The following is a 20281-nucleotide window of genomic DNA, read 5'->3' on the forward strand; positions in this document are numbered from 1 at the left end:
GTGTCGCCGAGTGCATCGAGCAACCGCACCAGAGCCAGCTCAGCGCCGCCGAGCTGACTGGTGTGGTCAACGATGGCGACATGGAGTCGGCCAGGCCGCCATGGTCGTTCCTCCATCAGCCCTCCCTCGGGCGCAACCCTAGTGAATCGAGCACTGTCCATCGGAAGAGCCTGTCATCGTCAGGTGCACACCGAACGCTGATGCCGATTCGGCCGGGCCGCGTGCATGCGCCAGAATGCATCCATGCCTTCGACCCGCCAGCCCCGCAGCCTCTCCGGCATGCAGCCGACGAGCGACTCGCTCCACCTCGGCAACTACATCGGCGCGCTCGTCGAGTGGGTCAAGCTCCAGGAGACCCATGACGCCTTCTACTTCGTCGCGGACCTGCACGCCCTCACCGTCGCCCCGGATCCGCACGTGCTGCGCGAGCGGACGCGGGTCACTGCGGCACAGTTCATCGCTGGCGGTGTCGATCCAGAGCGGTCGGTGCTGTTCGTCCAGAGCCACATCGCGTCACACACGGAGCTGGCCTGGGTCCTCTCGACGATCACCGGGTTCGGTGAGGCCAGCCGGATGACCCAGTTCAAGGACAAGACGGCCAAGGGCGCCCCGGCGAACGTCGGGCTCTTCACGTATCCCATCCTCATGGCGGCCGACATCCTCATCTACGACGCCGACGTCGTGCCGGTGGGTGAGGACCAGCGCCAGCACCTCGAGATCACCCGGGACCTGGCTGGCCGGTTCAACCAGCGATTCGGCGACACGCTGGTGGTTCCGGAGCCGCACATCATCCGCGAGATCGCAAAGATCCAGGATCTCCAGGAACCCACGGCCAAGATGAGCAAGTCCGCAGGCACGGATGCGGGGCTCATCGCGCTACTCGAGGACCCAGCGCGCATCGTCAAGAAGATCAAGTCGGCCGTCACCGATGCCGAGCGGGAGGTCCGGTACGACCCCGAGACGAAGCCTGGGGTGTCCAACCTTCTCTCCATCCACTCGGCCCTGTCGGGCACCCCGATCGCCGCCCTGGAGGCGACCTACGCCGGCAGGGGATACGGCGACCTCAAGAAGGACGTTGCCGAGGTCGTCGTCGGTGCGATCGGCCCGTTCCGGGAGCGCGTCCTCGAGCTCATGGGGGATCGGCCACAGCTGGACAAGATCCTGGCTGACGGAGCAGAACGAGCGGCCGCGGTGGCCGAGGCTACAGCCCGCCGCGTCTATGACACGGTTGGCCTGCTTCCCAGTTCCGTGCGAGCGTGACCGTAGGCCAGCGCCTTTGCATCGCGACCATCGCGACAGACGCACCGATGGGCGCGCAGGTGTACCAGGAGCAGGTCGCGAGTCGCGCACGGGGCGCACTACGTGAGGTAGGGGCCGGTGATTGGGAGGTACGCCGCCTCGTCACGCGCTCTCTTCGCGCATCGCTACCCGGCAATCGCCGACTTCCGGTGGCCAAGGTCGCGATGGCCCCTGCAGGCGTGCGACGTGAGCTGGGCAGGCTGTTCTACGGGCGACATCCGGTGTCGCATCGGATGAACCTGGAGCTTCCCCCGGCACCGCGCGGCGACGTCATCACGATCCACGACGTCGTCGCGTGGCGCTTTCCGGACGAGTCGCCGCCCGTCCCGGCCGCCGCCGAGGAGGCACGACGTGCTGCCGCCGTCATCTGCGTGTCGGAGTTCAGCGCCAGCGAGGCGCAGGACCTACTCGGCATTGGTGACCCGCACGTCGTGCACAACGGTGTCGATACTGCGTTCTTCGACGCGACGCCGCACGACTCGACCACGTTGAAGCAGTGGGGAATCGAGCGGCGCTACGTGCTGCACGCGGGTGGTGCCGCACGACGCAAGAACCTCGAAGCGCTCGCGGCGGCCTGGCCGCTCGTGCGTGCCGCCCGACCGGACCTCGACCTCGTGCTCGCGGGGCCGCCACATCGACGCCGTACGGATCTCTTCGCCTCGTTGCCGGGTACCCATTTGGTGGGGCGACTGGCGGACCAAGCCGTCCCGGGCCTTGTCGCGGCTGCGAGCGTCGTGGTCATCCCGTCGCTCTACGAGGGCTTTGGCCTCCCGGCACTCGAGGCCATGGCCGCTGGCGTTCCGGTGGTGGCAGCGGCCACCTCTTCGCTGCCCGAGGTTGTCGGCGACGGAGGCTTGCTCGTCGAGCCAACTGGCGATGCCATTGCGGAAGGCATCATCGATGCGACGTCGGACCACGCTGGGCTCACGACCATGGTCGCCGCTGGACGTGCCCGGGCCAGGCAGTTCACGTGGGAGCGGTCCGCGCGCGAGCATGCTCGCATTTGGGCGTCGGTCGGCCTCGCCCCACCTGCGTAGCCCTTCCTGCACGCGAACCGGTGCTGCCGTCGGATCGATCGCTCGGTGCTCGGCTCTCGGGGCGACACAACTTCTGACGATTGGTGGCGGTCAGTTCGGCAGGGTCCTCGCCGATGTGAAGAGACCGAGCGCGAAATCCACCGCTCTGCGAATTCGACCAGGCGCCACCCTGACTATTGCCGCCCGGTCTGCGTCGGTGATGCCGGCTTTGGTCAGTCGAGCCAGCAGAATGAGTCCTAGACCGCCTGAGGCGGCCAGCAGGCACGCGCGCAAGACGTCGTTGTGGGAAAGCCCCAGCGTGATGAGCCAGACCGTTCCTGCCACCAAGGGTCCGAGCAGCACCGGCAGAATCGAGGCCCAACGAGTTCTCACGTCGACGCCGAGATGGCTGGCCTCACCCGTCAGAAGCATCGACACTCGAACGATCATTCCGGAGGCGTTGGCGACGACAGCTCCCCAGACTCCGGCCAGTGGAATAAGAGCCATAGCGGCTGCGACGTTGATGAGCAAGGCGATCACGTCGATTCGGAGCAAGCGGGTACCTCCGAGACGGGCCATGGCAAAAGCGGTGAGGGGTCCTCCCACGATGCCGAAGGAACATACGATGCCGAGTGCCAGGACAAGTTCCGCTGCCTCGGCGAACTCAGGTCCGTACAGGCGCGGAACCAGCGCAGCGAACGCGGGTAGCGCGCTCGCGGTCATGATCGAGGCGACCGTGGAGCTGCAGCGCAGCGTTCGCGTGTAGGCGCGAGTGACCATCTGGGGATCAACTTCGGCCAAGCCGGAAACCGCCGGCACCAGAGGCCCAATGAACGCTTGTGCTGGCGCGAAAAGGTGCAGGGCAAGCCCGAATGCGAGTCCGAACAGGCCCACGGAAACGGGGTCGGACAGCCACTGCAGAAACAGCACCTCGGACCTCGAGACGACGAGCATGCCGATCGTGCTGGAGAGCCCCGCGGGGACTGCGAAACTCCAGAAGCCCCGAGGAAGTGTACGAAGGCTCCTTGGAAGGAGAACTGCTCGTCGATAGGCCTTCGTGATGGCGGGGTAGAGCATCAAGACGACGACCGAACCCGTCACCATGCGGGCAGCCCACACGGCGTCCGCGCTCTCACGCCAGAACAAGACGGCGATGACGGCCACTTGCGTGACGATGTTGCCGACCATGGCCACCTGCGCTGCGCGGGCGGTCTTGTTCTCGATGTTGATGGCGATGCCGAGTCCGCCCAGTGCGGAAGGAACCCACACCCCGAACGCCAGCGCGACCGCCATGATCCCGGGGTCGAGGTCAACGAAAATGAGCACCACGAGGGTAACCAGCGGTGCACTGACCAAGAGCCGCCAGGCCGAGTCGGCGCCGAGAAGTTGCTGGACTTCGGCCGTCCGCCCTGCTGCGTGAGCTTTGGCGCCGAACTGCAGCACCCCTGTTCCGACACCAAGCGCCGCGATCGAACCTGCGGTCGTTATCACCAGCGTCAAGAAGGTGAGGCGTCCGTAGTCGACGACTCCAAGGACTCGCGCGAGAAGGAGGTTGACGACGAAGGCTGTCGGGAGCGCCAGCATGGTGTGGAGGACGGTCCAGCCGGCGCCGCGGATCGCCTGATGCTGGAGTCCGGCTGGTGTCGTCCTGGGTGCTTCCTCCTCGGGTGGAGTCACGCCATGAGCCTTCGCTTCAGATCACGTGCGCCCTTGTAGGCCGGCAGGAGGTACCGCAGGCGGTGGCGCCAAGAAGCAACGTAGGAACCGTATCGATCCGCGTCGGCGATCGCCTCATCTGCTTCCCTGGCCGCGGCCAGGTAGAGCTCCATGACCCGGTCTGGTGGCAATGCGGCAGCAGCGTGCCGGCGACACGCCTCCTTCCGATCCACACCGCGGTTGATGAGGTTGCGGGACGAGGGCCTGATCCGGTAGTGGAATACTGCTTCGGGCTCCTGCACGAGCCGGCCGCCGAGCCGGCCGGTCAGGATGAGCCAGAAATACCAATCCTCGGAACAGTCGTCAAACGATCCGTAGCCGCCGGCACGCATCCAGTCGCTCTTGCGGTAGAGCGTGGTGGCGACCACTTTGTTTCGTACCGCAAGCTCTCTGAAGTCGACTGAAGGTGGGGCGTTCATCGTGCCCTCGCGCAGGCCGAAGAACTCGACCCGCGGATACACTCCCATGACCTGAGGCCCTTCGCAGACAAGCCTTCGGTAGGTCAGTTCCACCAAGCGGTCGTCCAGAGTGTCGTCCGCTCCCAAGGGGAGGATGTACTGCCCCGAGGCCGCCTCAATCCCCAGGTTGAGGGCAGCGCCCGGGCCACGGTTGTCCTGATGGAGCACCTTGGCGCCCTCCAGTTGTCTGAGGGCGGCGATCGTCTCGGTGCGCGTACTCCCGTCGTTGACGACGACCACCTCGGTGTGAGGATGTGTTTGGTTCTGAGCCGACCTGACCGACGAAATCAAGTGCTCGGGTTCGTCGTTGAAGCATGGGATGACGATGGAGACGAGCCTGTCTGTCATGTGACCTCACACCTGCCGTACTGGGACCGGCACACGCTACCCGCGCGCACCTGTCGTGGAACCGTCTGGAGCTGCTGGGGATCGGCCCTGCTTGGACTCGATGGCTGCCCGATACAAAGCTCCTAGCCGCGGGGACTGGGAGCCAGACGCGAATGTGTGGCGGAAGCGGCGAGATGCCGCTTCGGAGGCATCTCTCCACGTCGCAGGGTTGAGCAGGTCTTCGACCGCACGCACGATGGAAGTGACGTCACCGACTGCGCTGACGCGTCCGGCGTCACCATCCACCAGATCTGGCAGTGTGCCGTAGTCCGACACCACGCCAGGGATGCCCTGGGCCAGTGCCTCCATCGCGCTGTAGGGAACGCCGGTGTCGAAGTGTGACGGGTAGACGAGCACGTCGATTTCAGGAAGAAGCTCAGCCAGCAACTGGTCGCGATCGACTTCGTTCGTCCACTCCACCGCGGCCTCAGTGAGTTCATTCGGGCTCAGCCGCGGCGGCGAGCCAACGATGCGCAGCAGCAGACCTGGGTGTCGCGAGCGCAGCTGCTCGTAAGCCGCCAGCACATCGTGGCCACCCTTGGCGTCAAAGTCTCGGGCGACGAATCCGAGCGTGCGGGGCGAGCGACGAAGCCGGCTGCGAGGTGGGCCTCCCGCGCCGGCCAAGTAGTTCCGTTGCACGGCAATCCGCGTAGCCTGCCAGCCGCGGCCGATCAGCCACCGTCGCAGATACTCACTGGGGGAGATGAACAGGTCGACCCGTCCAGGGCGAGACGCGCACATGGTCGCGTCCCAGGGCAGAGCGATCAGGCGGTCGAATGTCTCCGCCACTCGCAGACGATACTCGGACCATCCCCAGGCGTCCGCGTAGACCCAGCGCAACGGGCCACCAGCACTGGCGACCACAGGGGGATGGCTGCCCAAGAAGCGGTGGTGGAAGACGTGGACGTGCACGAGGTCGAACTCGTTGGCCCGCACCCGAAAGACTCGGATCTGCTCGCGAAAGGCCAAGCCCGACCGGCGCAACAGGTGCTCGCTCTTGCGAGCCATGGCTATCAGACATTGACTCACTCGATCGACGCCGCTTGCCTGGCGCACGGCCGCCCGGGTACCCAGCTCAACGAGGCGTCCATCACGGAGAGCCTGGTCGTAGGTGGTGTAGCTGACTCCTGGCGGGGGTGCGCCGAGAAGCTGTTGGGTGTAGGTAACGTCCCCGGACGGCGGGTCCAGCGCGGGAAGGGGCGAGATCAGGAGAACGCGGAGCGGCGGGACCTCCTGCGGCGTGCCATCAGGGCTGACGTCGCTCAAGCCCACCGCACCTCATCCGCTCACCCGGACCCCGTTGGCCCGGCCTCGGCCGAGTGTAATCTAGGCGCTGTTTGTCCTTCGCGTGTGTGGACCAGTTGGGAGGCTGTCCTTGTCTGTGGGCCTGGTCACCAATGTGTACGAGCGTACCTATCGCATGGTGCTTGCCTCGGGCTTCATGTCTGCCCTGACATCATCGCAACGGCGCCCACTGGACGATGTCGTTGTGCTTATCAACAACGTCGACTCCCGGGCCAACGCGGCGGAACTCGCTGCCGAGGCCGTGCGTCGGGGCGAGATATCGTCTTTCGCCTTCGTCGACGAACACCTGAACGAGGCCCTGACCCGCGTGAAGGCGTCACGTCGGCGACTGGGCCCACGACCGTACCTGACGAGCTTTGGTCTCGTCATGCCCCACGTCCTCCGAACCCGATGGTTGCTGGGCTGGGATGCCGAGACCACGTTGGTCACTCCCAGCAACTGGATTGACCCCGCGCTCGATCTGCTTCAGTCGGACAGCCGCGTCTTCCACGTCTCCCTGCACCGCCCGCCTCGGACCGAGTGGGAGCCGAACATCTGTCACGAGGCCGTCGAGCGCCATGGGGATTACGTCTACAGCTATGGCTTCAGCGACCACGTCTTCCTGCTCGAACGCGATCGACTGCTCAAGGCTCGGTTCAGGACATTCGCGCCGGCAGCCGTTGTCCGTCACGCGCCCCACCCCTACACCTTCGAGTATCGAATGGAGAGTTACCAGCGCTCTTCGGGCCTCTTCCGCGCCACCGCCGTGAACGTCCACTACGACACGAACACATCGCTGCCCGGTGTACTCGACCGGACGGGTGGCAGCCGGTGGGATGACGTGCGCATTCGCCTGCTGTGGCAGTTCGGGTGGACGGTGTTGGACCGGCTGCCCGCGTCGATCGGGCCGCGCTTCAAGCGTCTTCCTGAGAATTGATGGTGCCGTCGTCATGCATGGGAATGGGCGGGCCCCGCATGCATCGGGCTGTGATCTTGGACAGCCGGAGGATGCATGCCACTGACCAAGATGCCGCGGCGGGTGGCCCTCGTCTCCAGTTCGTACCATCCCTACTTCGGAGGCGTGGAGGAGCACACTCGCCACACGGCCACGCGCTTACTGGCACAGGGACACGTGGTGGAGGTCTGGACCGTGGACCGAGGCGAACACCTCGGGAAGCGGACAGTGGACGGAGTCCGCGTCCGCTACCTGCCAGCTCCGCTGCCGGCCTCCCGACTGCCAAATCTTGCGCGTTTCGCACTCAAGGGACCGGCTGCGCTAGCACGCTGGTCCGCGGCACGGCGTGAGTTTCGTCCGGACGTTCTGCACGTGCAGTGCTTCGGGCCCAACGGGCCCTATGCCATGCTCACAGCCGCCATTGGTCGGACACCTCTGGTCCTCTCCGCCCATGGCGAGACGTTCATGGACAGTGACGACATCTTTGGGCAGTCGTTTCTCATGCGGCACGAGTTGGCCCGGGCACTTCGCAAGAGTGCCTCGGTGACCGCATGCTCACGATTCGTGGCGGAGGACCTCGAAGAGCGATTCGGTGCTCGTGAGGTGGACGTCGTCCCGAACGGTGTGGTCATGTCCACTCCCCTTGTGCGGGCGACAGCTGCGACGGAGCGATCGCCCAGACAAGTTGTCGCCGCCGGACGCCTGGTCCAGGTCAAGGGCTTTGACCTCTTGTTGCGAGCCCTGGCAAGGGCGTCGACCATGCCAAGGCTAACCGTGCTGGGAGATGGGCCTGCCAGGCGGGAGCTGACTGACCTCGTGCGAGAGCTGGGGCTTTCGGGGCGAGTGGACTTTCGCGGCAGGGCGAGTTCAGAGGAGGTCCAGCAGGCAATGGCCAAGGCCGATGTCGTCGTCGTACCCAGCAGGAAGGAAGCCTTCGGAATCGTTGTGCTCGAGGCGTGGGCCAGCGGCACGCCGGTGGTCGTGACGTCGCGAGGGGGTCCGGGAGAACTCGTGGTTGACGGCATGACCGGTTTGGTCGTCGATCCCGAGGACATCAACGCGCTCGCAGCCGCGATCGATCGTGTCCTCTCGGAACCGAGCACGGGTCGCCGCTTGGCGGCGGGCGGCCTCAACTCCGTTCAGGAGTACACGTGGGAGAGAGTCGCCCGGGACTACGACCGCATCTACGCGCAACTCCCTTGACGATGCCCGACCTGGCAGCAGGCGGGCCGCGGCGTTCGGTACGGTTCGTGGTGTGACCGCATCAACGACGATCGGTGTCTCCATCCCGATCCCGTCCCCACACGGCGAGTTCCTCCAGGAACGACGCGCGGCCTTCGGTGATCCGTCGGCCTGGGGTATCCCGGCCCACATCACGCTGCTGCCGCCGACCCCGGTTGAGGTCGGCGTTTGCGAGGACTTCATCGCCCACTGCAAGCACGTTGCCAGTGAGCGTGACAGCTTCGAGGTGGTGCTGCGCGGCACGGGAACCTTCCGGCCCGTCTCCGACGTCGTCTACATCCAGGTTGCCCAGGGCGTCTCCGCCTGCGAGCGGCTCGAGTCGGCTCTGCGATCGGGGCCGCTGAGCCGTGAGCTCGACTTCTACTACCACCCGCACGTGACGGTTGCCCACAACGTTCCGGATGACGCCCTCGACCGGGCCTTCGAGGAGCTCGCCGACTTCCACATTGCCTTCACCGTCGACGCCTTCTTCCTCTATGAGCTCGGTGCTGACGGTGTGTGGCGGCCCAAGCACGACTTCAGACTCGGGGCGGCCGCGCAGGGAGAGTGACTCGGTCATGGCGTTCAAGGACCTCGTCGACCGTGCCACTGCCACATCTCCGTACCGGGCGTGGGAGCGCTACCGGGATGCCAACGGCAGGCTCCTCGCCGCAGGCGTCTGCTACTTCGCCTTCTTCTCGATCTTTCCGGCGCTCGCGTTGGCTCTTACCGGATTCGCCTTCTTCCTCCAAGGCCGGCCCGACATCCTCGACACGATCGCTGAATCGCTCAACGAGACATTTCCCGGCCTGGTGAAGACGGCGGACAACCCTGATGGGCTCATCGGGATCTCCGCCCCACAGACCTCCACATTGACGATCGCGGGCATCGTCTCGTTCGTCACCCTGCTCTGGGCGGGCATGGGTTGGGTCGGCGCCTTGCGCAGGGGCATCCGGGGCGTCTTCGGCCTTGACGCCGCACCGGGCAACGCGGTGCTGGCCAAGGTGCGCGACCTCGCGGTCCTGCTGACCTTGGGATTGGGCATTGCCGTCTCCGCGATCGTCACGAGCGCGGTCGGTGGCTGGGCGGAACGCATCGCGGGCTGGATCGAGGTGCTGCCGGGCAACCCCGTTCTGTTCACGGCAACTGGGTTGCTCCTCGGCGTCCTCTTCGACGCCCTGCTCATGGTGATCCTCATCCGGGTCCTGTCCGGGGCCCCACTCCCGTGGGTGAACGTCCGCACCGGCGCCATCGTGGGCGCCGTCCTGCTCACCGCGATGAAGTACTTCGGCGGCCTCCTCGTGGAGCGCGCCTCGTCGAACCCGCTGCTGGGAACCGTCGCCGTGGCGGCCGGCCTTCTCGTCTGGCTCAATCTCATGGCGCGCGTGGTGCTCTTCTCCTCGGCGCTGGCGGCCAACGACCTCGACCTGGCCCGTCTCGCTGGGGTGGAGGAGCCGTCGCCTGTGATGTCCCGGACCACCGTCATGCCGTATGCCGCTCACGTCGTCACCGATGCACCGCCGAGTCGAGCGGGTGATCGGGTCTCCTTCGCCGCTGGAGCCGTGCTGGGTGCGCTGGGGGCGCTGACCATCGGAGCGCTGCGGGGCAGACGCCGGTGACGCCCCGCCTCGAGTCAGGTGCGTGACCGTCGACGCACGACCAGCGACCCCGCCAGCGCGAGGACGCCAACGCCCAGCGCCGCGACGCCCCACATGACCACTGAGGCGGCGGCCTCCTCTCGCGCACCGGCGCCGGACGGCGGCTCAAGACCTGCCGGAGCCGGCACCGCTGAGGCCGGGACGGGCGTGCCGGTCACACTCGCCGTCGCAGTCGCAGCCGCGCGTGGCGCGGCGGCCTCGCCGGGCTCGACGAGTCGCCCCACCGGGGCCACCGCGTCGCCGTGAGCAAAGCCCCAGTCCAGCAGGGCCGCGGTGTCCTCCCAGTCGCCGGTCGTGCTGCCCATCTGCGTGACGATCAGCGTCCTGCCATCGCGGGTGGCCGCGCCGATGAAGGTGTGCTGCGCCCGGTTGGTCCGCCCCGGCTTGATCCCGATCGCTCCGGGGTAGTTCGGCAGCAGGTCATTGATGTTCTGGATCTGGTAGGGCTGGTACACCTTGCCGGTCGACTTCGCCTTGCCGCCCGGGAAGACGGCGTGGCGCCTCGTGACGTAGACCCGGAAGTCCGCCAGCTTCATCGCGGCACGGCCGATGAGGGCCAGGTCGTAGGCGCTGGAGTGCTGGCCCTGCTCATCAAGACCGCTCGGGTCGATGGCGACGGTGTCGTGGGCACCAAGCGCCGCCGCCGTCTCGTTCATCAGGGCAGCGGTCTGCTCGGTGCCGCCGGCGGCATCGGCGAGCAGGTAGGCGGCGTCGTTCGCGGACGACATGAGCAAGGCGTCGAAGAGCCGGCCGACCGGGTAGGCGTTGCCGGCGAGGACACCGACGCGCGTCCCGGCCGCCGCCTCGTGCTCCGGCTTTGCGACGACGACCTGGCGCGGGTCGAGTCGAGGAATCAGCGCGAGCGCGGTCAGGGTCTTGAGGGTGCTTGCCGGCCGCAGCCAGGCATGCGGGGACTTCGCGGCGAGCACCTCGCCGGTGTCCATGTCTGCCACGACGTAGGAGACATCAGGCCCGGTGGGTGGGGCAGCCGCTCCCGGCTTGAGGTCGACGACCACACCAGTCGTGCCCAGGCGTGCGCCGCCGACCACGGTGTCGGGCGCCCAGGCAGGCTGCGCAAAGGGCGTGGGTGGTGCGTTGCGACAGACTGGCGTCGTCTTGGGCGTCGGCGTCGTCGTGCCAGAGCCACTGGCTGATCCACTGGCCGACCCGCTCGCCGACCGGCTCGCCGATCCGCTCGCCGACCGGCGCGGGCCCGGCACCGGCACCTGCGTGACCGTCTGCCACTCCTTGCAGGTCGGCGTCGCGGCGGGGGACTGCGGCGCACGGGCCACCGCGCCGGGAATCCCGACCGCGACGGACGCGAGGATCGCCAGACACGCCGCAACGGCCCCGGCCCGCACGGCAGTCCGGGAACCACGCAGCACTGTGGTGGGTCGGATCATCGCGGACAGGGTAACCCGGCCGACCCAGCCACCTGCCTGACGGCGGCTCGGAGCGCGAGCGAGCTCAGCGGCATACGGCCAATGGGCAAAGGCCCGCCCCCTCGGAAGGGGACGGGCCTCGTCAACGGCGCTCGGCGCGTCACCGGCCGCGTGCGAGTGCGCGGAGCAGGTCCTGGTTGAGCTGGTTGATGACGTCCTGGGGGATCTCCTTCGGGCAGGCCCGCGAGCATTCGCCGATGTTCGTGCAGCCGCCGAAGCCCTCGTGGTCGTGCTGGTTCACCATCGCGACGACGCGGGCGTCCCGCTCCGGCTGGCCCTGGGGCAGCTCACCGAGGTGGGTGACCTTCGCGCCGAGGAAGAGCATGCCGGAGGCGTTGGGGCACGCGGCGACGCAGGCGCCGCAGCCGATGCAGGCCGCCGCCATGAAGGAGCGGTCCGCGTTCGTCTTCGGCACCGGGACGGAGTGCGCCTCGGGAGCCGACCCGGTGTTGGCGCTGATGAAGCCACCCGCCTGGATGATGCGGTCGAAGGCGGTTCGGTCGACGACGAGGTCCTTGATGACCGGGAAAGCATCGGCGCGCCACGGCTCGATGGTGATCTCCTCACCATCCTGGAAGGAGCGCATGTGCAGCTGGCAGGTCGTCGTGACCTCCGGGCCGTGTGCCTTGCCGGAGATCATCAGGCCGCACATGCCGCAGATACCCTCACGGCAGTCGGAGTCGAACTCGATCGGCACCTCGCCGCGCGCGATGAGCTGCTCGTTGAGCACGTCGAGCATCTCGAGGAACGACATGTCGGGGGAGATGTCCGTGACCGGGTAGGTCACCATCTCGCCCCTGGCCTTCGGGCCGGGCTGCCGCCAGATCTTCAGGGTCAGGTTCATCGGAGCCCCCGCGCAGCATCGAAGTGAGGTATGAGCGTAGAACTGTGTGGGGTGATCTTCATGCCGCTCACTTGTAGCTCCGCTGCTTCATCTCGATGAACTCGTACACCAGGTCTTCCTTGTGCAGGATCGGGGCGCCGCCGCTCTCGCCGCCCCACTCCCACGCCGCGACGTAGGCGAACTGCTCGTCGTGTCGCAGGGCCTCGCCGTCCGCGGTCTGGCTCTCGCCACGGAAGTGGCCGCCGCAGGACTCGCGGCGGTGGAGGGCGTCGATGCACATGAGCTCGCCGAGCTCGAGGAAGTCGGCTACGCGGCCGGCCTTCTCGAGGCTCTGGTTGAGGGTGTCGGCGGCGCCGAGGACGCGCACGTTGCGCCAGAACTCGTCGCGGAGCCCCCGGATGAGGTCGATGCCCTTGAGCAGGCCCTCCTCCGTGCGCTCCATCCCGCAGTACTCCCACATGATGTTGCCGAGCTCGCGGTGGAAGGAGTCGACCGAGCGGTCGCCGTTGATCTCGAGCAGCCGGGCGACCCGGGCGTCGACGGCCGCACGGGCCTCGACGACCGCTGGGTGGTCCTCGTCGATCTTGGAGTACGGGCCCTTGGCGAGGTAGTCACGGATCGTGTGGGGCAGGACGAAGTAGCCGTCGCCCAGGCCCTGCATGAGGGCCGAGGCGCCGAGGCGGTTCGCGCCGTGGTCGCTGAAGTTCGCCTCGCCGGCCACGAAGAGGCCTGGGATGGTCGACTCGAGGTCGTAGTCGACCCAGAGACCGCCCATCGTGTAGTGCACCGCGGGGTAGATGCGCATCGGCACCTCATAGGGGTTCTCGCCCGTGATCCGCTGGTACATGTCGAGCAGGTTGCCGTACTTCTCGGCGACGGCGTCGGCGCTCATCCGCTTGAGGGCGTCGGTGAAGTCGAGGTAGACGCCGCGCCGGAAGTCGCCGACCTTGTGCCCGACGCCGCGGCCCTCGTCACAGACGTTCTTCGCGGCCCGCGAGGCGATGTCGCGGGGCACGAGGTTGCCGAAGGAGGGATAGATCCGCTCGAGGTAGTAGTCGCGGTCCTCCTCGGGGATCTGCCGCGGGTCCTTCTCGCAGTCCTCGGCCCGCTTGGGCACCCAGATGCGACCGTCGTTGCGGAGCGACTCCGACATGAGCGTCAGCTTGCTCTGGTGCTCCCCCGAGACCGGGATGCAGGTCGGGTGGATCTGCGTGTAGCAGGGGTTGCCGAAGTAGGCGCCCTTGCGGTGCGCCCGCCACGTCGCAGTGACGTTGGAGCCCATGGCGTTGGTCGACAGGAAGAAGACGTTGCCGTAGCCGCCACTGGCCAGCACGACGGCGTCCGCGAGGTGCGTCTCGGTCTCTCCCGTGACGAGGTCGCGGGCGATGATGCCGCGCGCCCGTCCGTCGACGACGATGATCTCGAGCATCTCGTGGCGGCTGAACATCTCGACGGTGCCGGCCGCGACCTGCCGCTCGAGCGCCTGGTAGGCGCCCAGGAGCAGCTGCTGACCGGTCTGCCCTCGGGCATAGAACGTCCGCGAGACCTGCACGCCACCGAAGGAGCGGTTGTCGAGCAGGCCGCCGTACTCGCGAGCGAACGGCACACCCTGTGCGACGCACTGGTCGATGATGTTCGCGCTCACCTCGGCGAGGCGGTAGACGTTCGACTCGCGCGAGCGGTAGTCGCCGCCCTTGACGGTGTCGTAGAAGAGCCGGTAGGTCGAGTCGCCGTCGTTCTTGTAGTTCTTCGCGGCGTTGATGCCGCCCTGTGCCGCGATCGAGTGCGCGCGACGGGGAGAGTCCTGGTAGCAGAAGGACTTGACCTGGTAGCCCGCCTCGCCGAGCGTCGCCGCCGCTGCGCCGCCGGCGAGACCGGTGCCGACGATGATGATCGACAGCTTGCGACGGTTGGCGGGGTTGACGAGGCCGGCCTCGAACTTGCGCGTACTCCACTTGTCCGCGATGGGACCGGGGGGAGTCTTGGTGTCCCGGATCGGCTCGCCCTCGGTGTAGAGCCCGTGGATCAGTTCAGTCATCGATCAGTTCCCCTTGACGAGTCCGAAGAGAATGGCGAGCGGCGGCAGGATGAAGCCGACGGCTGTCACGAGGGCGATGATCGTTGCCGTGGCCCGGGCCCGGTTGCGGGCCTGCGCCGTCGTCGACAGGCCAAGGGTCTGGCTGGCGCTGAAGACGCCGTGCCAGAGGTGCAGTCCGAGGGCGATCATCGCGAGCACGTAGACGAGGGTGACCCACCACACCCGGAAGCTGCTGACGACGAGGAGGCCGACGCTGTCTCCGGCCCGGTCGGGGCCGACGTTGAACTTCACCCAGGTGAACTGGAGCAGGTGCCAGATGACGAAGAGAAGGATCGCGACGCCACCCCACCGCATCATCTTCGACCTGGCCGCGGCCTTGGCGGCCTCCTTGGCGTAGTAGCGCGAGCCGCGCGCCCCGTTGGCGCGGCTCCACAGGTGGAACGCGGCCCACAGGTGCCCGAGCACCGCGAGGACGAGCAGCGCGCGCATGATCCAGAGGAACCCGCCGAAGGGCAGGATCGGTGTGAACATCGTCCGCAGGGACAGCGCGTAGTCGTCGAACGCCTTGACGCCGCTGAAGATCTTCAGGTTGCCGTACATGTGCAGGAGGACGTACAGGACGAAGAGCGCACCGGACGCGGCCATGACCACCTTCATGAACACGGTGGTGCGGCGCGCCGATGCGGGTCCCGTCCTTGGGAGAGTGTTGGTGGCCACGTGCGCACCCTATCGTCGCGCCCGCACGCCGGCAGTGTGACCATTTCCACTACGGGCGAGATGCCGTATGCCGCTGAGCTCGACGCGCGCGAAAGGCTGCGTCCCAGCCCTTTCGTCCTCGGGCGCCCGTGGCTCGCCCTGGTTCAGGGCTTGCGCAGCCCGATCTTGCGGCCGAGCCACACGAGCGGGTCGTAGCGGTCGCCGGCGACGCGTTCCTTCATCGGGATGATCGCGTTGTCGGTGATCCTGATGTGCTCAGGGCAGACCTGGGTGCAGCACTTGGTGATGTTGCACAACCCGATGCCCTGCTCGGTGCGTGCCCGTTGGACCCGGTCGGTCCGCGCGTCGAGCGGATGCATGTCCAGCTCGGCCGCGCGGATGAAGAATCGTGGCCCGGCGAACGCCTCCTTGTTGTCCTCGTGGTCGCGCACGACGTGGCACGTGTCCTGGCAGAGAAAGCACTCGATGCACTTGCGGAACTCCTGCGAGCGCTCGACGTCGACCTGAGCCATCCGGTACTCGCCCGGTGCCAGGTCGGCCGGCGGCTCGAAGGCCGGCATCTGGCGCGCCTTCTCGTAGTTGTACGACACGTCGGTGACCAGGTCGCGCACCACCGGGAAGGCGCGCATGGGGGTGACCGTGACCGTCTCGTCCTCGGCGAAGGTCGACATCCGCGTCATGCACATCAGCCGCGGCATGCCGTTGACCTCGGCGCTGCACGAGCCACATTTGCCGGCCTTGCAGTTCCAGCGGACCGCGAGGTCCGGGGCCTGGGTGGCCTGCAGGCGGTGGATGATGTCCAGCACGACCTCGCCCTCGTTCACCTCAACCGTGTAGTCGACGAGCTCGCCACCGTCGGCATCCCCGCGCCATACCCGAAACCTCGCGTCGTAGCTCATGATCCACTCCCGTCACTGGCGCTCGGCGCCGGCCTGGCCGCGAGCTCTTCCGAGGTGAGGTACTTCGCCAGCTCGTCGTTGGTGAACAACGCCATGAGGTCGTCGCGCATCGGCTCCACCGGCTGCTCCTTGACGCTGATGCTGTCTGCGTCCATGGAGCAGACGAGCAGCCTGGATCGCCATGCGGAGTCCATGCCCGGGTAGTCATCGCGGGTGTGTCCGCCGCGGCTCTCCTGTCGCAGCAGCGCGGCCCGGGCAATGCACTCGCTGACGGCGAGCATGTTGCGCAGGTCGAGGGCGAGGTGCCAGCCGGGGTTGAACTGGCGGTGCCCCTCGACGGTGAGGCGCCGGGCGCGGACCGTGAGCTCCTCGAGCTTGGCGAGCGCCTGCTCGATCTCCTCGGCGGTGCGGATGATGCCGACGAGATCGTTCATCGTCTGCTGCATCTCCTGGTGCACGGTGTAGGGGTTCTCACCGCCCTCCTCGGCGAACGGGGCGAGCGCGGCTGTTGACGCCGCGTCGATGGCGGGTTCGTCGGCCTGCGGACGGGCGGACCCGAGGCCCCTGACGTAGGCGGCCGCGCCGGTGCCGGCCCGAGCGCCGAAGACGAGCAGGTCGGACAGCGAGTTCCCGCCGAGCCGGTTCGACCCGTGCATGCCGCCCGACACCTCACCCGCGGCGAACAACCCCGGCACGCGAGCGGCCGCAGCGGTGTCGGGGTCGACCTCGACACCGCCCATGACGTAGTGGCAGGTGGGGCCGACCTCCATGGGTTCCGCCGTGATGTCGACGTCGGCCAGCTCCTTGAACTGGTGGTGCATCGACGGCAGCTTCTTGAGGATCTCGGCGGCACTGCGGCGTGAGGCGATGTCGAGGTAGACCCCGCCGTGTGGCGTGCCACGTCCGGCCTTGACCTCGGCGTTGATGGCCCGGGCGACCTCGTCACGGGGCAGCAGCTCGGGCGGGCGCTTGTTGTTGTCGGGATCCGTGTACCAGCGGTCGCCCTCCTCCTCGGTCTTGGCGTACTGCCCTCGGAAGACGTCCGGGACGTAGTCGAACATGAACCGCTTGCCCTCGGAGTTCAGCAGGACGCCACCGTCGCCGCGCACGGACTCGGTGACGAGGATGCCCTTGACGGAGGGCGGCCAGACCATGCCGGTCGGGTGGAACTGGACGAACTCCATGTTGACCAGGGTCGAACCGGCCCGCAGCGCGAGGGCGTGCCCGTCCCCGGTGTACTCCCAAGAGTTGGACGTCACCTTGAAGGACTTGCCGATGCCACCCGTGGCCAGCACGACCGCGGGAGCGTCGAACCGGACGAAGCGCCCCGACTCGCGCCAGTAGCCGAACGCGCCCGCGATGGCCCCGGCACTGCCCGCAGCGCCGCCAGCGCCGGCAGCGCCGCGCGAGTCGGTGAGCAGATCCGTGATGGTGCACTCGGCGAAGACCTTGAGGTGGCTCTCGGCGTCACCGGTCTCGCGCTCGTCCTGCTGCTGGAGCGACACGATCTTCTGCTGCATCGTGCGGATCAGCTCGAGGCCGGTGCGGTCGCCGACATGCGCGAGGCGCGGGTACTCGTGGCCGCCGAAGTTGCGCTGGCTGATCCGGCCGTCGGGGGTGCGGTCGAAGAGGGCGCCATAGGTCTCGAGCTCCCAGACCCGGTCCGGCGCCTCCTTGGCGTGCAGCTCGGCCATCCGCCACGAGTTGAGGAACTTGCCACCGCGCATGGTGTCCCGGAAGTGCACCTCCCAGCTGTCCCTGCTGTTGACGTTGCCCATGCTCGCCGCGATGCCGCCCTCGGCCATGACGGTGTGGGCCTTGCCGAACAGGGACTTGCAGACGATGGCGGTGCGCATGCCGGCCTCCCGGGCCGCGATCGCGGCACGCAGTCCGGCTCCGCCGGCCCCGATGATGAGCACGTCGTAGTCGTGCCGCTCGAGCTCTGCAGCCATCAGTTGACCAACCTCAGATCAGAGAGGGCCCCGGAGGCGACCAGGGCGATGTAGGCGTCGGTCACCATGAGGGTGCCGAGGGTGATCCACGCGAGCTCCATGTGCCTGGTGTTGAGCCGCGACACGATCGTCCAGGCGCGGTAGCGGACCGGGTGCTTCGAGAAGTGTCTGAGCCGCCCGCCGACGACATGACGGCAGGAGTGGCAGGACAGGGTGTACAGCCAGAGGAAGGCGACGTTGACCACGATGATCACCGTGCCGAGGCCGATCCCGAACCCGCCGTCGACGCCCTTGAACGCCCGTGCCGCGTCGTACGTGTTGATCGACGAGACCACCAGTGCCGAGTAGAAGAAGAAGCGGTGCGAGTTCTGCAGGAAGAGGGGGAATCGGGTCTCACCGGTGTAGCTCCGATGCGGCTCCGCGACGGCGCAGGCGGGCGGTGACAGCCAGAACGACCGGTAGTACGCCCTCCGGTAGTAGTAGCAGGTGAGCCGGAAACCGAGCAGGAACGGCAGCACGACCAACGCGTACGGCACGAGCGGCGGGAACTCTCCGAACCACGTCCCGAAGTGGCGGGCGCCGGGCTCGCACGAGGCCGTGACGCAGGGCGAGTAGAACGGCGTCAGGTAGTCGTACGCCTCGACGAAGTAGTTCCGTTGCAAGGCGGTCCGGACCAGGGCGTAGAGCACCCAGATCGTCAGGAGCGTGAACGTGACGGCCGGCTGGAGCCACCAGCGGTCGGTCCGCAGGGTCCCGGCACTGATCTGCGCCCGTCCGGGCGAGCCGACGCCACCGGGTACCGAACCACCCTGAGGTCCGGGATCGAGCCGTGTGTCACTCATCGTGCGAACCTCCACCGTCATTGGTCGGGCGCCGTGCCACACCATAGCCGCAACATCGGCGGCAGAGGGGGATTCGCGCCGGGCCGCACAGCGAGGTCACGCGGCGACGAGCGTTCGCGCGCGAGCGACCTCCTCGTAGTGCCCGATGAGCCGGCTGACCACGGCTGCCCAGGAACGGTCGCTGACCCTCTCGAGACCCCGCCGACCCAGCTCGGAGAGGTGGTGCTGGGAGGAGAGTGAGCGGCATACGGCATCGCGGAGCGACCCCGGGACGGCGGGGTCGAACAGGTGGCCGTTGTCGCCGTCCGTGACGAGGTCGATCGGCCCACCCGCGCGCGGTACGACGACGGGCAGACCGGATGCGCCCGCCTCCTGGATCGTCTGGCCGAAGGTCTCGTGGGTTCCCGTGTGGACGAAGAGGTCGAGAGCGGCGTAGGCGCGCGCCAGGTCTTCGCCCTGACGCGGCCCGAGGAAGACGGGCGGGAGGTTCGGCCGACCCGCTGCTGCAGCCACTGCTTCGGTGAGCAGGGCTCCGACCGACTCGCGGGACGGGCCGCCCCCGACGATGACGAGGCGCGTGCCGGGCACGTCCGCGATCTCGGCGAGCCGCTCGAGCTCCTTCTCGGGGGCCAGCCGGCCCACGTAGCCGACGAGCCTCTCGCCGGCCGGAGCGAGCTCGCGCCGCATCGCCCGAGTCACCGCGTCGGACCTCCACGCCGGGCTGAAGAGGGTCGTGTCGACGCCGCGTCCCCACAAGGCGGTCCGAGCGACCCCGTGCGCCCGCAGGTCCGCCAGCGCCGCGGTCGATGGCGCCAGCGTGAGATCCGCCCACGAATGGACGCGTCGGATCCAGCGCCACGTCGTGCGGCCTGCAGCGGCGCCCGCCGGGCCGGGCGTGTGCTGACGGACGTAGCCGGCCATGTCGGTCTGGAAGATCGCCACCGTGGGCAGGCCGAGCCGTCCAGCGGCGCGCAGCCCCCTCGCGCCGACGACGAATGGGCTCGCGACGTGCACGACGTCAGGTGCGGCCTCGGCGAGGATCGCCTCGATCTCCCCGGTCGGCAGGCCGACGTCGAAGCTGCGCACCGGCACCGACGCGACGCGGTGCACACGGAAGCCGGCGTACCTCTCGGGCGTGGCGTCCCGCGAGCGCGGCGCGAGGATCACCGCGTCGTGGCCCTGCGCCCGGAGGTGGTCGGCGACCCGGCACACGCTCGTGGTGACGCCGTTGAGGCTCGGGAGGAACGACTCGGTGACGATCGCGACTCGCACTCCTCGACGCTGGCGTGGTCAGGTGATGCGAGGGCGACGCGGGAGGGTGTGTTGGGTGACGTCCCAGTGACGACCGCTCCCCATGCCGTATGCCGCTGAGCAGCCTCCCGGCCTCAAGCGCCGTCCCGCTTCAGTCCCTCTGTGAAGGGACACCCACTGGGCGCGGCCCTGACACATGGCCGTCATCCACAGCTCTCGCGCAGCCACCCCCGTGGGGAAGGTCGCCCACATTTAGGGGTGGGCGACCTTTCACGCCCAGCGCAGGCTTCGTCGGTAGCCGC

17 protein-coding genes are annotated in these 20281 nt (G+C 67.8%); 6 read left to right on the forward strand and 11 right to left on the reverse strand.

The features are described 5' to 3' along the window. Positions 1 to 243: 243 nt before the first annotated feature. Positions 244 to 1260 carry a tryptophan--tRNA ligase gene (gene trpS, locus VJN29_RS15920; RefSeq protein ID WP_324144613.1) on the forward strand — a complete coding sequence of 339 codons (1017 nt, stop codon included), beginning with the start codon at positions 244 to 246 and terminating at the stop codon, positions 1258 to 1260. Between the two features lie 218 nt (positions 1261 to 1478). Then, positions 1479 to 2336, forward strand: coding sequence for a glycosyltransferase (locus tag VJN29_RS15925; protein ID WP_324144614.1), 858 nt, complete (start codon positions 1479 to 1481; stop codon positions 2334 to 2336). Positions 2337 to 2426: 90 nt separating this feature from the next. On the opposite strand, the gene VJN29_RS15930 is transcribed toward VJN29_RS15925, so the two are convergent. The 3 genes from VJN29_RS15930 to VJN29_RS15940 are packed head-to-tail and all read right to left on the reverse strand — an operon-like array spanning position 2427 to position 6142. Beyond that, positions 2427 to 3992: an oligosaccharide flippase family protein gene (locus tag VJN29_RS15930; RefSeq protein WP_324144615.1), complete on the reverse strand. Its 1566-nt coding sequence runs from the start codon at positions 3990 to 3992 to the stop codon at positions 2427 to 2429. Then, complete coding sequence (locus VJN29_RS15935) at positions 3989 to 4837, reverse strand: glycosyltransferase (RefSeq protein WP_324144616.1); 849 nt, start codon at positions 4835 to 4837, stop codon at positions 3989 to 3991. Before VJN29_RS15935 ends, VJN29_RS15930 begins: the two co-directional genes overlap by 4 nt. Before the next feature lie 36 nt (positions 4838 to 4873). Further along, positions 4874 to 6142, reverse strand: coding sequence for a glycosyltransferase family 4 protein (locus tag VJN29_RS15940; RefSeq protein ID WP_324144617.1), 1269 nt, complete (start codon positions 6140 to 6142; stop codon positions 4874 to 4876). Positions 6143 to 6257: 115 nt separating this feature from the next. On the opposite strand from VJN29_RS15940, the gene VJN29_RS15945 reads away from it, so the two are divergent. The 4 genes from VJN29_RS15945 (at position 6258) to VJN29_RS15960 (ending at position 9955) form a co-directional block, all read left to right on the forward strand. Then, entirely contained in the window at positions 6258 to 7097 is an 840-nt protein-coding gene (locus VJN29_RS15945; RefSeq protein WP_324144618.1) for a hypothetical protein, read from the forward strand. A 90-nt stretch (positions 7098 to 7187) separates the two neighbouring features. Further along, complete coding sequence (locus VJN29_RS15950; RefSeq protein WP_324144645.1) at positions 7188 to 8318, forward strand: glycosyltransferase family 4 protein; 1131 nt, start codon at positions 7188 to 7190, stop codon at positions 8316 to 8318. A gap of 52 nt (positions 8319 to 8370) precedes the next feature. After that, positions 8371 to 8907: a 2'-5' RNA ligase family protein gene (locus VJN29_RS15955; RefSeq protein ID WP_324144619.1), complete on the forward strand. Its 537-nt coding sequence runs from the start codon at positions 8371 to 8373 to the stop codon at positions 8905 to 8907. Positions 8908 to 8914: 7 nt separating this feature from the next. Beyond that, positions 8915 to 9955, forward strand: coding sequence for a YihY/virulence factor BrkB family protein (locus VJN29_RS15960; protein ID WP_324144620.1), 1041 nt, complete (start codon positions 8915 to 8917; stop codon positions 9953 to 9955). Between the two features lie 14 nt (positions 9956 to 9969). Here the strand turns inward: VJN29_RS15960 and VJN29_RS15965 are convergent, their stop codons facing one another. From VJN29_RS15965 to VJN29_RS16000, 8 genes are all read right to left on the reverse strand, one after another. Beyond that, the gene (locus VJN29_RS15965; RefSeq protein ID WP_324144621.1) at positions 9970 to 11397 is read right to left on the reverse strand and encodes a D-alanyl-D-alanine carboxypeptidase family protein; all 1428 of its coding nucleotides are present in this window, start codon (positions 11395 to 11397) and stop codon (positions 9970 to 9972) included. Positions 11398 to 11536: 139 nt separating this feature from the next. Continuing rightward, a complete protein-coding gene (locus tag VJN29_RS15970) occupies positions 11537 to 12280 on the reverse strand; it encodes a succinate dehydrogenase/fumarate reductase iron-sulfur subunit (protein WP_324144622.1) in 744 nt (247 codons plus the stop codon). A 67-nt stretch (positions 12281 to 12347) separates the two neighbouring features. Beyond that, positions 12348 to 14318 carry a fumarate reductase/succinate dehydrogenase flavoprotein subunit gene (locus VJN29_RS15975; protein WP_324144623.1) on the reverse strand — a complete coding sequence of 657 codons (1971 nt, stop codon included), beginning with the start codon at positions 14316 to 14318 and terminating at the stop codon, positions 12348 to 12350. Positions 14319 to 14321: 3 nt separating this feature from the next. After that, positions 14322 to 15035 carry a succinate dehydrogenase cytochrome b subunit gene (locus VJN29_RS15980; protein WP_324144624.1) on the reverse strand — a complete coding sequence of 238 codons (714 nt, stop codon included), beginning with the start codon at positions 15033 to 15035 and terminating at the stop codon, positions 14322 to 14324. A gap of 143 nt (positions 15036 to 15178) precedes the next feature. Beyond that, on the reverse strand, positions 15179 to 15934 hold the full coding sequence (locus VJN29_RS15985) for a succinate dehydrogenase/fumarate reductase iron-sulfur subunit (protein WP_324144625.1): 756 nt from the start codon (positions 15932 to 15934) through the stop codon (positions 15179 to 15181). Continuing rightward, on the reverse strand, positions 15931 to 17886 hold the full coding sequence (locus VJN29_RS15990) for a fumarate reductase/succinate dehydrogenase flavoprotein subunit (RefSeq protein WP_324144626.1): 1956 nt from the start codon (positions 17884 to 17886) through the stop codon (positions 15931 to 15933). The genes VJN29_RS15985 and VJN29_RS15990 overlap by 4 nt, the downstream gene beginning before the upstream one ends. Next, positions 17886 to 18728, reverse strand: coding sequence for a hypothetical protein (locus tag VJN29_RS15995; RefSeq protein WP_324144627.1), 843 nt, complete (start codon positions 18726 to 18728; stop codon positions 17886 to 17888). Before VJN29_RS15995 ends, VJN29_RS15990 begins: the two co-directional genes overlap by 1 nt. A gap of 96 nt (positions 18729 to 18824) precedes the next feature. Continuing rightward, positions 18825 to 20000, reverse strand: coding sequence for a glycosyltransferase family 1 protein (locus VJN29_RS16000; protein WP_324144628.1), 1176 nt, complete (start codon positions 19998 to 20000; stop codon positions 18825 to 18827). Positions 20001 to 20281: the final 281 nt, after the last annotated feature.

It is taken from the genome of Intrasporangium sp. (assembly GCF_035280925.1).
Classification (GTDB): domain Bacteria; phylum Actinomycetota; class Actinomycetes; order Actinomycetales; family Dermatophilaceae; genus Intrasporangium.